Source organism: Saliphagus sp. GCM10025334 (assembly GCF_042663485.1).
GTDB lineage: Archaea > Halobacteriota > Halobacteria > Halobacteriales > Natrialbaceae > Natronosalvus.
In genome coordinates, this window is sequence record NZ_JBHTAF010000001.1 from 176,540 (window position 1) to 192,759 (window position 16,220).

11 protein-coding genes are annotated in these 16,220 nt (G+C 59.8%); 7 read left to right on the plus strand and 4 right to left on the minus strand.

Features of this window, described 5'->3' with window-relative positions:
• Positions 1–26 precede the first annotated feature (26 nt).
• Together ACFQO4_RS00820 and ACFQO4_RS00825 are read left to right on the plus strand one after the other, a co-directional pair.
• Positions 27–1,331 carry an RNA-guided endonuclease TnpB family protein gene (locus tag ACFQO4_RS00820; protein WP_500260432.1) on the plus strand — a complete coding sequence of 435 codons (1,305 nt, stop codon included), beginning with the start codon at positions 27–29 and terminating at the stop codon, positions 1,329–1,331.
• A gap of 361 nt (positions 1,332–1,692) precedes the next feature.
• A complete protein-coding gene (locus tag ACFQO4_RS00825) occupies positions 1,693–2,640 on the plus strand; it encodes a zinc-binding dehydrogenase (RefSeq protein ID WP_500259116.1) in 948 nt (315 codons plus the stop codon).
• A 761-nt stretch (positions 2,641–3,401) separates the two neighbouring features.
• Here the strand turns inward: ACFQO4_RS00825 and ACFQO4_RS00830 are convergent.
• Together ACFQO4_RS00830 and ACFQO4_RS00835 are read right to left on the minus strand one after the other, a co-directional pair.
• On the minus strand, positions 3,402–4,463 hold the full coding sequence (locus ACFQO4_RS00830) for a TrmB family transcriptional regulator (protein ID WP_500259117.1): 1,062 nt from the start codon (positions 4,461–4,463) through the stop codon (positions 3,402–3,404).
• 284 nt (positions 4,464–4,747) lie between these two features.
• Entirely contained in the window at positions 4,748–6,958 is a 2,211-nt protein-coding gene (locus ACFQO4_RS00835; RefSeq protein ID WP_500259118.1) for a glycoside hydrolase family 3 N-terminal domain-containing protein, read from the minus strand.
• 229 nt (positions 6,959–7,187) lie between these two features.
• Here ACFQO4_RS00835 and ACFQO4_RS00840 point away from each other — a divergent pair, with 229 nt between their 5' ends.
• The 5 genes from ACFQO4_RS00840 to uxaC all read left to right on the plus strand — a co-directional run bounded on the left by ACFQO4_RS00840 (position 7,188) and on the right by uxaC (position 14,205).
• On the plus strand, positions 7,188–8,537 hold the full coding sequence (locus ACFQO4_RS00840) for an extracellular solute-binding protein (protein ID WP_500259119.1): 1,350 nt from the start codon (positions 7,188–7,190) through the stop codon (positions 8,535–8,537).
• 3 nt (positions 8,538–8,540) lie between these two features.
• Positions 8,541–9,533, plus strand: a complete 993-nt coding sequence (locus ACFQO4_RS00845; protein WP_500259120.1) for a carbohydrate ABC transporter permease — start codon at positions 8,541–8,543, stop codon at positions 9,531–9,533.
• Between the two features lie 2 nt (positions 9,534–9,535).
• A complete protein-coding gene (locus ACFQO4_RS00850; RefSeq protein WP_500259121.1) occupies positions 9,536–10,366 on the plus strand; it encodes a carbohydrate ABC transporter permease in 831 nt (276 codons plus the stop codon).
• Positions 10,367–10,453: 87 nt separating this feature from the next.
• Positions 10,454–11,611: an ABC transporter ATP-binding protein gene (locus ACFQO4_RS00855; protein ID WP_500259122.1), complete on the plus strand. Its 1,158-nt coding sequence runs from the start codon at positions 10,454–10,456 to the stop codon at positions 11,609–11,611.
• A 1,229-nt stretch (positions 11,612–12,840) separates the two neighbouring features.
• Positions 12,841–14,205, plus strand: a complete 1,365-nt coding sequence (uxaC, locus tag ACFQO4_RS00860; protein WP_500259123.1) for a glucuronate isomerase — start codon at positions 12,841–12,843, stop codon at positions 14,203–14,205.
• A gap of 9 nt (positions 14,206–14,214) precedes the next feature.
• On the opposite strand, the gene ACFQO4_RS00865 is transcribed toward uxaC, so the two are convergent.
• Both ACFQO4_RS00865 and ACFQO4_RS00870 read right to left on the minus strand, forming a co-directional pair.
• Positions 14,215–15,039 (minus strand): SDR family oxidoreductase, encoded by an 825-nt coding sequence (locus tag ACFQO4_RS00865; protein ID WP_500259124.1) that lies wholly within the window; start codon positions 15,037–15,039, stop codon positions 14,215–14,217.
• Positions 15,040–15,316: 277 nt separating this feature from the next.
• Positions 15,317–16,099: an IclR family transcriptional regulator gene (locus ACFQO4_RS00870; protein ID WP_500259125.1), complete on the minus strand. Its 783-nt coding sequence runs from the start codon at positions 16,097–16,099 to the stop codon at positions 15,317–15,319.
• Positions 16,100–16,220: the final 121 nt, after the last annotated feature.

A 16,220-nucleotide genomic window follows, 5' to 3' on the forward strand; every position in this document is an offset into this window, starting at 1 on the left:
TGACTAATCGGGACAACCGTCAAAGTATGGGTGAAGAAGCCACGAAGACGATTCAGACGCGCCTTCACATGGCGTCTGGTGAGCGGTCGTGGCTTCACGACGCCCGCCTAGCGTCACGCGAGATATTCAACCAAACCATCCGCCTCAAACAACAAGGGTACAATCGCACCGAAATACAACGAGAGGTTGACCGCGACGACTTCTTGCGGAACAACAAGTGCGCGGTCGTCGGCAAAGCCCTCCAAACATGGGACTCCTATCAATCGCTCAAAGAGTGGTGGGAGAATCAAGATGACCCTGATGGTGGCAAGCCGACGCCGCCGAGTACGGACAAATCTGGTGCGTACCCGCTCGTCATGGCGCACACGGAAGGCTACCGCCTCACCGTGGACGACGACACGAACCGCGTCCAGTTTCGCATCAGCCCGAAACCCTACAAGAAAGTGAAGGGGCATCTGCGCGGTGAACCGGGCGCGATGGACGAACTTCGTGAGGCCATCACGTCGAAGGAGGTGGATGTGGGGCAGGCCGAACTCCTGTACCGAGATGGCGTGTACTACCTACACGTCACGGTCAAACGCGAGTTAGACGTGCCCGAATCCGACACCGCTGATACTGTGGTTGGCGTAGACATCAACGAGCGTAACGTCGCTCTCACCGCCCTCGACCGCCAGACGATGCAGACGAAGGGCACACTCGTCCTCGACTACGGACGGGTGAAGCAGGAACGTCAACGCTACCACACTATCACCACTCGCTGTCAGGAACACGGCAAGACCAGTATCCATCAGAAACTCGGTGACAAAGAAGAGCGATTCACCGAATGGACACTCCATCGTCTCTCCCGTGCTGTCGTGGAGTTCGCAGAACAGTTCTCGAACCCGGTTATCGTGTTCGAGGATATGAGCGGTATCCGCGACAAAATGCAGTACGGGACGTATTTGAACCGTCGGTTGCACAAACTACCGTTCCACAAGTTCGAGAAATTTGTCTCGTACAAGGCGACGTGGCGAGAGATTCCGACGGATACGGTGGACGCGTACTACAACTCACAGACGTGTTCGTGCTGTGGCGAACGTGGGTATCGGCAGGGATGCCGGTTCCGCTGTACGAACGACGAGTGTGACGTGGTGCAAGACCACGCTGATCGGAATGCGTCGGTGAACATCGCGTGGCGCGAGACGACGAAATTCGACGGTAACGGTACGAATTACCGGACTCACAAAACCCAACCGCAGGTGCGGTTGGTGCGTCTGTCCGGGTCGGGGCACGTAAGCCGCCCAACCTCATCCCGTTCCCTTGCGGAACAGGGAGTGCTAGCGCACGGCTGAGGAAATTAGAAAAGCCTCGGGCCACCGCGCCCGAGGTTGTTTACTAGGTGGGTACTGATCGGATCGATACTGTCGCGCACGGTAGATAGCGCGACAGGTTGTCGTGGTGGTGCGAGTATTATCAATTTCGTCGCGATTCCCACTCACTTGTAATCGTCCCACGCGCTCAAAGCGCAACGTTCGGTGAGCCCGTCTAGTGGGGCTCAGTTGACGTAGAGATGAGAGGCCACGCAATAGAGACTGGAAGCGCAATCAGCCCAAACTGGTGGACTGCGACGATTGACTCGGTCCGCAGACGGGGGACGAGCAAGTGGTTCCAGCAGGGCCAACGTATACGGCACCACTGATCGTACGGCCGCGCATGGAGGCGATGGTTATCACCGACTTCGGCGGTACCGAGGTGTTCGAACGACGTGAGGTCGATCAGCCAACTCCGGGGCCGACCGAGGTCCTGGTTCGTGTCCGCGCTTCGTCGGTCAATCCCGTCGATTGTAAAGTTCGGCAGGCGGGTTCGTGGGCCGGGATCTCTCCGCCGACCATAATCGGATACGACGTCTCTGGCGTGGTCGAAGCGATCGGAGACGAGGTCACCGACTTCGAGGCGGGCGACGAGGTGTTCTACACCCCCGAAATCTTCGGCGAACAGGGTAGTTACGCCGAATATCACGTCGCCGACGAGTCGATCGTCGCCCGTAAGCCCGGGTCGTTATCCCACGAAGAGGCGGCGGCGCTCCCGCTCGCGGGCGGGACCGCGTGGGAGGCAATCGTCGAACGTGGTGACGTGACCGCTGGCGAGACGGTGCTGATCCACGGCGCTGGCGGCGTCGGTTCCCACGCCGTTCAGATTGCCGACGCCGCCGGCGCACGGGTAGCCGCCAGGACGAGTCCCGCGACCGTCGAACAGACCGAAGACCTCGGCGCGACGCTCGCCATCGACTACGAGTCGGAGGCGTTCGTCGACGAGATCGAGTCGTCGTTCGACGAACCAGTCGACCTGGTTTTCGACACCGTCGGTGGCGAGACGCTGGTTGAGAGTACCGACATCACGAAGCCCTACGGACGGCTGGTCACGATCCTCGAGCCGGAAGGCGAGTGGGGCACCGCCTACCAGAAGAACCTGACCGTGGAGATGCTGTTCCTCGAGCGCGATCGACGCCCCCTCGACGGACTGCGTCGGCTCGTCGAACAGGGGCGTCTCGAGCCCGTGATCGATTCGGTCCTGCCGCTGTCGGACGTGGCGAAGGCCCACGAGATGGTCGAGGAGGGCGGCCTCACCGGCAAGATAGTGCTTTCCGTCGACGGCGAATAACGTCGGGAATCGGTCCGTTTCGCGGTCCGGTTTCGGGAAGGACCGCCAATAGGTGAGTGAAAACTTCCGTGGTAATCGACCGGCCGTCTGGCTATATTAATAAACTTGTCACCACATACACCATAATTATAGTATTCTGTAGACCTGTAGTAGAGAAGCCATTACAGGTCGCCATTGTAAATAGCTCCCAAGGTAGAATACGGATGATATTGGGTAAATATTGCAATATTAGCAGAACAAAAGTTGCTCTCGATGTCGAAGGGCAGGGACGACGAGCTACCGACCCAATGCCGTCGACGTACCTAAATAATCAAGAAGAACGAATCGTCTCACCACCGGTTTCTCGTCGCTGATTGGAACTATCTGACTGTTTTCTCTCTCGAGTAGAACAATCGTTCAATTCGATTACGTCGGACGAGATCCCTCGAAAAGAGGCTGCATACGCTCAAAATCCGTCAACCGCTATTCAGCCTCACGAGTTGCGATCGGTGGATGTTAGAATAGTTTGGCAATATCACACAATACAACTACGCCTAAGGATCGTGCCAGTCACTAAGGATATAAATTCATTACATTCTTTATTATCAGCATATGGATAATAAAGACATAACTTTTATTATACAATGGTTTCTGAAGAGTCTCCGCCGGCACAGCTTCACTCGGAGTGTGGCAACGGACCGGGGCGAACGGACGCGATGTCGACGCGTTCGATTACGGAGGAGCGGTTGTAATCGGACCCATTACAGACATAAGCGCGTAATTCATGGGTCGGGAAACGCGATCCCTTCGACAGTGATGATTTCGGCTTCGACGTCCTCGAAGACGGCGCCCCAGCCACCGATCGTGTACTGTCGGCTCCCGGAATCGACGACGAGCGTCGCGTAGCCGGAGAGTTCGGTGACGGTCGGATTACGACGCGGGACGGTTCCGCCATCGACGGTGATAGAGGAGAGTTCACCCCTGACTTCGGTGTACTCGCCGGTTTCCGGCTGCTGGCCGAGCACCCGCACGTCGATCGCCGCACCGTCGTGCCACAACGGCGCGACGTCGAGAATGAACCCCTCGATACTCGCATACGTCGGGAGCCGATTCGGATCGACGTACAGCCGGTTGCTCGGCAGCCAGATGAGCGTCAAGTAGAACCAGTGGAGCACCAGCGTGAGGATGTCATCGTTGATGACGATTCCGTAGGGTTCGCCGTGGTGGATGGCCGGCGCGAAGAACGCCCGCCGTCGGTCGACGATGGCGATGAACGGCCCAGGAAGGGCCCGCCAGCGAACCTGCAACACGCCCGCGTCCCGCGGGTCGATCGACGGCTCCTCCCCGCAGAGCGTGACCCAGGTGTTGACGCCGCGATCGTCCGCGTCCCGCAATGCTGGCTGGAGCTGTTCGAGTTGCACTGGCGTGGCGGCCACTTCTACCGACACGGTCGCGTCCTCGATCGCTTCTCGAGCGTTGTTTACGAGACTCTCGCGACGCTTGAGAACGTTCACCCGAAAGTCCTGTGCGTCGGGGCGTTCCCACCGATCCTCGACCTCGTCTGCGGCGTCGGCCAGCATCTGGCTCTTCTCGCGAAGCTGGTCGATGATCTCGACGGGTTCGCGGGCTCGAGCGTGGAGCTTGTCCCGCTCGATCGTCTCTACGAAGCCGTGGTCCTCCAGGCTGCGGATCGTCTCGTAGATCTGCGGTGCCGGAACGGACGATCGCTCGGCGATGCCGACGACGGACGACGACCCCACCTCGAGGAGTGTCAGGTAGGCGTCGACCTCGTACTCGGTGAGCCCACCTTCCTCGAGCGCCCGTCGCAGCGTGTCGGTATCCATAGGGTATCTCCCACGGCAGTTTCGGTAAAATCTTCCTATTTCGGGCAGAGCGACCACTCAGTGACGTACCACTAACAATCGAGACATGTCCAATATCGATTATTCTCCTCGATAACCGGCAGAAGGGACCTTCCCGAGCGGACACCAAAAAATAGTAACCGAACTACAAAAAAGACGGGTGACAGGAATCGAACTGTCGAACGGCAGGCCCGCCTGAGTTCGCTGCGTCACCACATCACCTCAAAACGTATCGCGGCGAAACGCCGGGAGCGTAGCGCCGCCGATCAGTACGCTGAGTCGACGTCGACGGTCGTGGACTGGTCGCCACAGAAGAGGGTGAAGGTTCCGGGTTCGACTGTCTTCCGTCCGTCGGAATCGATGACCGCGAGTGCGTCGTTTGGAATCGTCACGTCGACGGTCGCTGATTCGTCGACGTCGAGGTCGATCTTCTCGAAGGCGACGTGTTCTCGGACGGGTCGGACACGGGAGGAGACCTCGTCGCGCAGGAACACGTCGAGCGCCCGGGAACCGTCCCGATGGCCGACGTTCTCGACGGTGACCGAGACGGAGACCGATTCGCCCGGACCGATCGACGAATCAGCCGCCTCGAGGTCGCGAATCTCGAAGTCGGTGTAGCTCAGTCCGTGGCCGAACGGGAAAAGCGGGTCGTACGAATCGGGATGTTCGTCGTCGCCGATCGGTGTCGGATGGGCGAGCTGGTCGAAATGCGACGGGAGGTGGCCCGTCGACCTCGGAACTGAGATAGGAAGTCGTCCCGACGGATTGTGCTCGCCGAACAACGTTTCCGCGATCGCCGTTCCCCCTTCGCTACCGGGGTAGTAGGACATGAGAATCGCCGGAACCTCCGCAGCCGCCCACTCGACCGCGAGCGGCCGGCCGGTGATCAGGACGAGCACTGTCGGCGTTCCCGTGCCGTGGATTCGCTCGAGGAGGTCGTGCTGGGCGTCCGGGAGTTCGAGTTGCGTTCGGGTCGGGAACGCACCGGTTTCGCCGGCGACCTGCTGGGGACCGAACTCGTGGTAGTACCAGTTTTCTCCGAGGGCAACGACGGCGACGTCCGCGTCAGCCGCAGCGTCGACGGCGGCGTCGACATCGTCTGGCTCGTCGATGCCCGCGCCGCGCTCGTACCGGACGGTCGTCCGTTCGTCGGCCGCGGCTTCGACGCCCTCGAGCAGGGTCGTCCCTGCGTCGGTCACCGGCTGCTGGACGCTCCAGCCGCCCAACTGGTTGCGTAGCGAATCGGCGTTCGGGCCGGTGACGAGCACCTCGTCGAGCTCGGAATCGAGCGGGAGGACGCCGTCATTTTTGAGCAGGGTCTGGGACTCACGGGCGGCCTCGAGCGCCGCGGCGCGGTGCTCGGGTGCACCGACGGTCTCCGTCGCGGCCCCGGGATCGACGTAGGGGTCGTCGAACAGACCGAGGTCGACCTTGAGTCGGAGAATGCGGCGAACGGCGTCGTCGAGGCGGGACTGTGGGAGTTCGCCGCTCTCGACGAGGTCGCGGACGTGCGCCGCGTACTCGGCACGTCCGATCGAGATGCTGTCGAGGCCGGCGGTAATCGCTCGCCGCGCGGAGTCGCGTCGGTCGCGCGTGACGCGGTGATCCTCGTGTAAGTGATCGACGCCGCCCCAGTCGGAGACGACGGCGCCGTCGAACCCGAGGCGTTCTCGCAGGAGCTCGGTCAATATGTGGGCAGAACCGTGGGCAGGATCACCGTTGACGGCGTTGTAACACGGCATCACCAGCGAGACCCCGGCGTCGATCGCGGCTTCGAACGGCGGGAGAAACGTACGGTGTAGCGTCGCTGGATCGCACTCGACGGCGCCCGTATCCTCGCCACCGGTCGGATCGCCGTACGCCGGGAAGTGCTTGATCGTCGCGGCTACGCGGTGGTCGCCTTCTGACTCGAGGCCGCGGACGGTTGCGGCGGCGAACGCGCCACAGAGCAGCGGACTCTCTCCGAACGTCTCGAAGGTTCGTCCCCACCTGGGATCCCGGGCGACGTCGCCCGTCGGAGCGTAGTTGACGTTCGCGCCAGTTGCGCGCATCTCGGTCGCGGTAATCCGCCCCGCGGTTCGTGCGAGCGGTGTCCGGCGGGTCGCGGCCAGGCCGAGCCCGTGGGGAAAGACCGCCGCGTGATCGACGTAGCCGTGACCGTGGACCGCGTCGACGGGAATGAAGAGCGGAATTCCGTGGTCGGTCTCTTCGACGGCGGCACGTTGCATCTCGTTTGCCACCTCGGCGACGCGTTCGGGGTCGTGAAACCACGAGACGCCGATACCGAAGGCTGCGACGGTACCGAGGTGGTGATCTCGGATCATCGTTTTGGCATCGTCGATCGTCACGTCCTCACCCATCGATCCGACCCACGTCCCGACGAGCTGGCCGGCTTTCTCCTCCAGGGAGAGTTCGTCCAGAATTGCGTCCGGATCGGGGACTCTAGTCCCCGAGCTATCGACTCGTTTTTGAGCCATACGCCATGCAGAACCACGGAGGAAATAAAGACTGCGGTCGTCCCCGCTTCGAGGGTGCGCAGGCGTATGAAGCACTACTGCAGCCGTTCCAGAATTCGATTTAGCAGCAGTCCTCGTGCCGAGGCCGTCGTGAGTAGGGCGAACGGACGAGGTGACGAGTGAGCGTTACCACCCTTCCCGTCATCATAGTAGTAACATTTATTACGACAGACTATGAGCAGGGTAGTGTATGTCACGCAGAGGTGACTCCAGCATCTCACGGCGCGAACTCGTGGGTGTCATGGGAGCAAGTGCGACGGCAGCGGCGCTCGCAGGGTGTGTCGGACTCGGAGACAACCCCGGCGAACAGGACGCAAGTGGCGTTCCGACCGACGCGGAGCTGTCCGACAGCCTCCAGATATGGAGTCTGGGGACGCAACCCGACGGTCTCGAGGTGGTCGCCGAACAGTACGTAGAAGAGACCGGCGACGACGTCGACATCCAGGTCGAGGAACTCGGCTACGGCGAACTCCACGATTCTCAGCAGGCGGCAGTCGCGGCCGGCGACGGCGGTCCCGACGTCGGCGCCTACGAAGGTCGGTGGACGAACCAGCTCATCGGTACGGGCGGGCTGGTCGATCTCGAGGGCGAGCTCGACGAAGAAACCGTAGACGGCATGGTCGACTGGACGTGGAACATGCTCTCGGACGACACCGGCGACGGTCGGTACGGCGTTCCGATCGACATCGCGCCCGTCGTTACATTCTACAATCGGGAACTCTACGACCAGATCGGTATCTCGCCGGAGGACATCGAGACGTACGACGACGTCATCGAGTACGCAGCCGAACTGCCCGACGACGTGTCCTGGATGGGGATGGGAAGTGGCGTCCTCGAGTGGCGCTGGGAGATGCTGTTGCGCCAGCAAGGCGGCGAGGTTTACGACGAGGAGGGAAACCTCATGATCAACACCGAGGAGACCCGCCGAGCAGCCGAACTCATCAAGGAACTGTACGAGACGGACACGGCGATCGACGAGGAGGAGTTCACCGAACCGTGGGTTACGGGTCTCTCCGGAAACCAGATCGCAACGGTCACCAGTGGCGCGTGGATGGCCGGCGCACTCATCGGTACGGTTCCCGACATGGAGGGGCAGTGGGGAATCCACCTCCCGCCTGCCGTCACCGAGGGCGGCGGCCGTGCGACGAACCACGGCGGCTCGAACATGGTCATTCCCAACCACAAGGAACCGGAGACCGTCGCCCGCGCGTGGGACTTCCTCGATTTCGCGCTGACGAACGAAGAGCAGGTGATGACAATCGCCCAGGAAGCAGGCATCTTCCCGCCGCTCGAGTCCACCTACGACGACGACTGGTGGGAACAGGAACAGGAGTTCTTCGGCGGGGATACGTACGAACCGATCGTCGACGTCGCCGCCGACATCCCGACGATGCGGCTGACCGCAGATCACCGCGAGGTGTACGATCGGATGGGCGATTTCCTCGCGGATTACGTCGTCGACAACTACGACTCGGCCGAAGCGATGGCCGAAGACGCCGAACAAACGCTGGCCAACGACCTCGGTCGGGAGATTGCCTGATACATGTCGCTACGGGACAAACGGCGGGTGCAGTCGGTAAAAACGAGCCTTCGTACGACGCGCAACGGCGTCCGCGACTCGCTCCCGAGCTTTCCGGGCGTTCCGTACCTGTACATCCTCCCGTTTTACGTGCTCTTCGCGCTGTTCATGGCGTTTCCGGTCGCGTACACGTTCTACCTGTCGTTCTTCCGGTATAACGGGCGCGGATCGGGATACATCCTCGAGATTGACCTGCTCGTTGTCGAGACGGGCGTGCCCCGGCTGTCGAACCTCGAGTTCGTTGGACTGGCCAACTACCAGCGGCTGTTCGGCGACGCGCTGTTCCTTCAATCGGTGGAGAACACGATCGTCGTCATGCTGTTGCAGATGCCGTTGATGGTGCTGGTATCGCTGCTCGTTGCGTTGATGCTGAACGCGAAATTCATGCAGTACTCGGGGTACTTCCGAACGGCGATTGCGCTGCCGGTCACCGCGAACTACGTCGCGTACTCGGCGATCTTCCTCGTGATGTTCGCCGAAAACTTCGGGTTCATCAACTACATGCTCGGCGCTGCGGGGTTGCCGACCGTTCCGTGGCGCTCCGACGGGTTCTGGGCGAAAGTTTCGCTGGCGGTCGCGCTGGACTGGCGATGGATGGGCTACAACATGCTTATCCTCTTTGCCGGTCTGCAGGGGATCGACCGACGGCTCTACGAGGCTGCGGAAATCGACGGCGCGAACCGATGGGAAAAATTTCGGTTCGTCACGCTTCCCCAACTCAGGCCGATCATGTTGTTCGTGATTATTCTCTCGACCATCGGTTCGCTGCAGCTGTTCGCGGAACCGATGGTCATTACCGACGGTGGCCCAGCCAATCAGTCGATAACGGTCGTGATGTACATGTACCAGGAGGCGTTCAGCCGGTTCAATCTGGGGTACGCGAGTGCGATTACCTACGCGCTCGTCGTATTCGTCACCATACTGGCGTACATTCAGTTGAAGATCGGAGGTGAGTAACTGTGTCGACAACTCGATCGAAGGATCCGCTTCCCGTCCGATTCGCCGTCTACATCGGACTGCTCGTCATCGTCGCGATCACGTTCGTTCCGCTCTACTGGATGATCGTCGCCGCGTCGCTTCCCCAGGAGGAGTTCTTCACCCTCCCGCCGCGGCTCCTCCCGGGAACGCACTTCGTCGAGAACGTGCAGGCTCTCGAAGCGCGGTTCCCCTACCTGCGCAGCGTCTGGAACAGCGTCTTCGTCGCGACAGTTTACACGATCATCTCGCTGTTTCTGTGTGCGCTCGCGGGCTTCGCGTTCGCGAAGTACGAGTTTGCGTACCGGGAGCCGCTGTTTTATTTCATCCTGGCGACGCTCGTGTTGCCGGTTCAGATCATGGTCATTCCGATGTACCTGCTCATGGCTCAACTTGGGTTACTCGACACCCACCTCGCGTTGATACTGCCGTTCCTCGCGAATCCCGTCGGGATCTTCCTCATGCGCCAGAGCATGCTCTCGATCCCCGACTCGTGGCTCGACGCTGCGCGAATCGACGGCGCTTCGGAGTTCCAGATCTTCTATCGCATCGCACTGCCGGCGATGAAGCCGATGTTAGCCGCCCTCGCGGTTATTCTCTTTATCTCCCAGTGGAACATGTTCCTCTACCCGCTGGTGATCTTAGAGAGCGAGGAACTGTTCACGATTCCGCTGGCGATCGAACGGTTGACTGGTCACCATCGGATCTACTTCGACCAGATCATGGCCGCGGCGACGATCGCGATCATCCCGATGATCGTCCTGTTCCTGTGGCTACAGGATCACTTCGTCCGCGGGTTCACGAACTCGATGTAATCGGTTCGTGCCTACCTCACCGTTCTCGCTTCACCCGTTGCCCCTACCCGGCACATTAATACTGATGGAGTGATAGCATACACGCGAATGACGTCGATCGAATTAGCGAGCGTTGACAAAATTTACGACCCCGACGGACAGGCCGTCCAGGCGGTCGACGATCTGAACATCTCGATCCGAGACGGCGAGTTCCTCGTCTTCGTCGGCCCCAGTGGCTGTGGCAAGACGACGACGCTGCGAATGATCGCCGGCCTCGAGTCGGTTACGTCGGGATCGATCGTCTTCGGCGACGAGGACGTTACCGACATGCGTCCGCGCGAGCGGGGCGTGGCGATGGTGTTTCAGGACTACGCGCTGTATCCGCACATGACCGTCCGGAAGAACATCGGGTTCGGACTGCGGCTGTCCTCGGACCACTCGGAGCTAGAGATCGAACAGCACGTCGAGGAGACGGCCGAGATGCTCGGCATCGAGGATCTCCTCGAGGATCAACCTGGTGAGCTCTCGGGCGGCCAGCAACAGCGCGTGGCCCTCGGGCGAGCGATCGTCCGCGATCCGACCGTCTTCCTGCTCGACGAACCGCTGTCGAACCTCGATGCGAAGCTTCGCGACGTCATGCGCAAGGAAATCCTGCGACTCCAGCGAGAACTCCAGGTGACGGCGGTCTACGTCACGCACGACCAGACCGAGGCGATGGCGATGGGCGACCGAGTCGCAGTGATGAACGAGGGCAAACTCCAGCAGGTCGGACCGCCGGAGGAAGTCTACCTGAACCCGGCGAACGAGTTCGTCGCAGGATTCCTGGGCAGCCCGAGCATGAACTTCGTGACGGCGACGGTCGAAGCGGCCGACGGGAGGGTGCAGTTCGACGGTCCGGGGACGTTCACCTATACGGTTTCGAACGATTCGCTCGCCTCGAGTATCGACGAGTACGATCGGCTGACCGTCGGCGTCCGGCCGGAAGACCTCTCGATCGTCGACAATGGTGGCTTCTCCGCCGAGGTCACTGTCGTCGAGGCGATGGGTGACGAAAACGTCGTCTACCTCGAGGTCGGCGACGTGGAGCTAACCGCACGTATCGACTCACACATCCGATTCTCGCGAGGCGATCAGGTCAGACTCGACTTCTCCGACGACGACCTGTACCTGTTCGATCCCGACACCGGCGAAGCGCTCGAGACGAAGACGGCGCGGACGGTCGACTACGCCGATATGCAGAAGGCGGACGCGACCAACCTCGGATGAGTGACACCAGCCAGATGTGGGCGGGAGCACAGAGGTACCACGAACTGAACGACACACCGCAGTGATCACCCGATCGGTCAAACGGATGGTCAATCGGCGTAGACCACTCCTCGAGAGACTAGAGACCGGTATTACGAGCGCCGGAAACTCCGTAGAAATTGACTCGATAACCAACGCGAACGAGCAGAGAAGAATCTACAGTTGATCCGGATATATTACACTTAAACTAGGGCGACTCGAGAGAGGAATTGGTCGTAGGAATCGACGGCTCTCGCGTATGCCGAGGGTAATTCTCCGGTTCAAGGAGCGTTTCGAGATAGGGCGAAAACGAATGCCGCCCACACCGAAGTTTCCTCTGGATCGGCCTCGAGACGAATTAGCCGGCCAGCCCGCTACTGACTCGTCACCAGTCAGTCGGTCGTCCACGACACCTCGAACGTCCGGTCGGACAACGCGGATTTGAACTCGATGCTCCGTTCCGGGAGGTGGTTGATGGCGAGTATCGTGCAGGTCAGAAATAATCGTATTCGTACATTTGTGTGGACGTATCTAGTCCATCCCCTCGAACAACACCCATATATAATTTATTCGTTAATTAGACGTCACCAGAGTAGTGTGGAAAACATTCAAATAACCTCTCAGACTGGCCCGACGTAGCACCCACAATTTGTGGAAGCGGCCAACCTCAATGCTCAGCGTGTGAATTATCATTCGAAGAGGTTTGACAATCATAGTCGATCTACTGTCACAATTCAAATTGGGAATGGCAGTCAGATATCCGTAGTCATCGACGAAAGAGACGCGGCACCGACTCGAGGATTGGGGCGCTTAGTATCGGGCCATCGACAAAAACAGCGACATTGCCGAGATCTCCGCGCCGTAGTTGATTGGTCCGACGTCAACGGTATCGTCCTCGGCGATTGCAAGCAATTCCCGTCTGGTAGGCAGTGATCAGAAGTGACTCTCCGGTCGATTATCCTCGAAGCCGATTGTCCCGTAGTCGTCACCAGCGCCACAGAATATCTTGAACAGATAGTCCAATACTGAATCACGAAATTCACAGACCAACCATTAAACACACATATTCGATTGGAGGTGCTAAACTAGACTTCCTACCATAACAGATATGATATAATCCGCTCGAGCCACTACTCCAGTGTACACCGCCGATCTACCCCTGGCTACCCTTCGACCGGACATTTAATACCGGGCCAGTACATTCGATACGTATGTCCTTCCTCGACCAGGATTACCTCCTCGAGTCGGAGTCCGCGCGAACGCTTTACGACGAGATTGCAGATCTCCCTATTCTCGACCCGCACAGTCACCTGGACGTCGAGGCGGTCGCCCGAAACGACGGTTGGACCGACATCTGGGAAGTCGAGGGCAAAACTGATCACTACGTCTGGGAGTTGATGCGAAAGCGAGGCGTTCCGGAACGAAAGATTACCGGATCAGCGTCGAACCGGGAGAAGTGGATGGCCCTCGCGGAAGTATTCCCTCGATTCGCGGGTAATCCAACCTACGAGTGGGTTCATCTGGATCTCAAACGGCGGTTCGGGATCGAGAAACCCATCTCCGGTGAGACGGCCGAGGACATCTGGAGGGAGACGAAAGCCGCTCTCGAGTCACCCGAGATGCGACAACAGCCGCTCCTCCGGGAGATGAACGTCGAGGTCGTCTCCAGCACCGACGATCCCACGTCCTCCCTCGAGTACCACCAGCAACTCGAGAGCGAGCTGGACGACGTGACCGTTCGCCCGACGTGGCGACCCGATACGGCGATGAAGATCGACGAAGCGGGCTGGCGGGAGTACGTCGACGAGCTCGGCGCCGCGACCGACACCGACACGTCGAATCTCGAAGGGTTCCTCGCGGCGCTCGAGGTCAGCCACGACCACTTTGAGGTCAACGGGTGTGGAGCGAGCGACCACGGTCTGCGTGAGGTCGTCTCCCGGCCTGTCAGCGATAGGCGCGCAGCGGACGTGTATCAACGGGCGTACGCGGGTGAGCCGCTCCCACTTGAGGCAGCGGACGATTTCAAAGCGTACATCCTCGAACGAATCGGCGAACTGAACCGCGACACGGGGTGGGTCACACAGTTCCACATCGGTCCCGTTCGGGACTATCGCGACTCGTTATACGACGAGCTCGGTGCAGACGCCGGCGGAGATATCTCGACCCAGGACGTCGAACTCGTCGAGAATTTCGAGTACTTCCTCAATCGCTTCGACGGTGACCTCGAGATCGTTCTCTACACGGTCGACCCCACGCACTACCCGACGGTCGCGACGATCGCCCGCGCGTTCCCCACCGTCAGCGTCGGCGCCGCGTGGTGGTTCAACGACAGCCCGTTTGGAATAGGCGAGCAACTCGAGTACGTCGGCACCGTCGACCTCCTCGCGAACTATGGCGGGATGGTCAGCGACTCGCGAAAACTCCTCTCGTTCGGTTCCCGTTTCGAGATGTTCCGACGATCGCTCGCGAACACCGTCGGATCGATGGTCGAACGAGGACAGATCCCTATCGACGTCGCGGCCGACCTCGTTCGTCACGTCGCCTACGATCGGCCGAACGCGCTCTGGGGGTTTTGAACGGGCGAGTCAGACGCCGCTGAACGCCGAGAACCCGCCGTCGACGGGGATTACAGTCCCGTGGACGAACTCCGATCCCGGGGAGAGCAACCAGAGCACAGTCGTCGAGAGGTCCTCTGGGTCACCGAACCGACCCTGCGGCGTGTGGTCGATGATCGACTGGCCGCGGTCGGTGTACTCTCCCGTTTCTTCGTCGATCAGGAGATACCGATTCTGCTCCGTGAGGAAGAATCCAGGAGCGATGGCGTTGACGCGGATGTCCGGCGAGTAATTGTGCGCCACGTGCACCGCTAGCCACTCCGTGAAGTTCGACACAGCGGCTTTCGCCCCTGAATAGGCCGGTATTTTGGTCAGCGGCGTGAACGCGTTCATCGACGAGATGTTGAGAATCACGCCCTCGCCCTGTTCGACCATCTGTTCGCCGAACACCTGCGATGCGAGCACCGTTCCGACGAAATTGACGTTCAATACGTGCTCGAAACCTTCTTTCGAAAGGTCGAAGAAGGACGTCTCGGGGCCCGTCGTCGCTTCGGGGCTGTTTCCGCCCGCCGCATTGATGAGGACGTCAATCCGGCCGTACTCGTCGAGAATCGTCTCCGCAGCGGCCTCCAGTTCCGCCCTGTCGAGGACGGAGGCCGGTACTGTGAGGTGATCGATGCCCAGCGCCTCGAGTTCGTCGCTGGTCTCTTGTAATCCTTCTTCGCCGCGAGCGAGGATCACGACTTTTCCGCCATTTTCGCCGATCGCTCTGGCCATTTCCGAGCCGAGGACGCCGGACCCGCCCGTAATAACACACACGCGACCGTCGATGTCGAACTGATTGGGTACGGTCATTGGAATCGTTCTATCGAATTACTGCGAGACCCATGGTGATGTATTTTCCGTAATCGGCGTCCACCAGCGGGTGTGGGAGTTCTGGAGTTACACCGAAGCGACGTTCAACATCGTTGGAAACTGGAGCTAGTCTCGGCTTGTAAGGGCGACGGGCACCGACCGAATGTACGAGGATCGAAGCCACCGTTTCGATCCTGGGACGACTAACGGGCGAAGCAACCGTCGAATCTACCGCGCCGATCATGGTGTTACAATAGTAAGTATGTAATCCTGGGTTTCAGTAGTGCTTGTACTGGAGTTCGATGACGTTCGCCGTGTTCTGGAGCTCTGGCAATAGTTCCGACTCGATGCGTTCGTCGCTAAATCGATGTTTTGGACCCGCTATCGAAATCGCAGCGTTCCCCGGTTCGTCATCTTCGCCTGGAATCGGAACGGCAATGGACCTGACGCCGTTGACCCGTTCCTCGTCTTCCATCGAGTATCCCTGTGAGCGAATTGTCTCCATTTCTTCGAGGAGAGTGTTCGTGTCCGTGATGGTATTGTCCGTTGCCGCGGGCAATCCATACCGTTCGACGATATCCAGTACCTCGTCGTCCGACAGCTGTGCCAGGAGAGACTTCCCAACGGCGGTCCAGTGCATTCGTGTAAACTCGCCTGTTGGGGCGTTATCGGAGACGCCCTCAGGCGGCTCGGAGCGGTAGACGAGGACACGCATGCCGTCTTCTTCGTAGCCGATGGTTGCGACCTCGCCGGTCGTCCGAGAGAGGTCGTCGACCTCCGACCTCGCGGCGAGATATACCTTCCTCTCGTGTCTCACTCGGCCCCCGATCTCGAGAAAGCGTAAACTGAGTCGATACGTACCGTCTTCGTTGATCACGTATCCGAGGTCCTCGAGCGTTTTGAGATAGACGTGTGCCGTGCTCTTCGGGATGTCGAGGTGGTCGGCGAGTTCCGAGACGCCGCACTGGCCTCGCTCCTGAACGGCGCTAACGATGTTGAACGCATTTGCGACCGCATTGATGCGGTTGGTCGATCCGGCGTCGGTTCGATCCTGGCTCATATCGTCATATCCATCCCGAATCGGGTTAACGGTACCTCATAATTACCGGCATTCTATGTCCAATAATATTGGATAGTCGGTATTTCTGCCGAGGCAGCGCAAGTGGCGACCGCGATCCAAT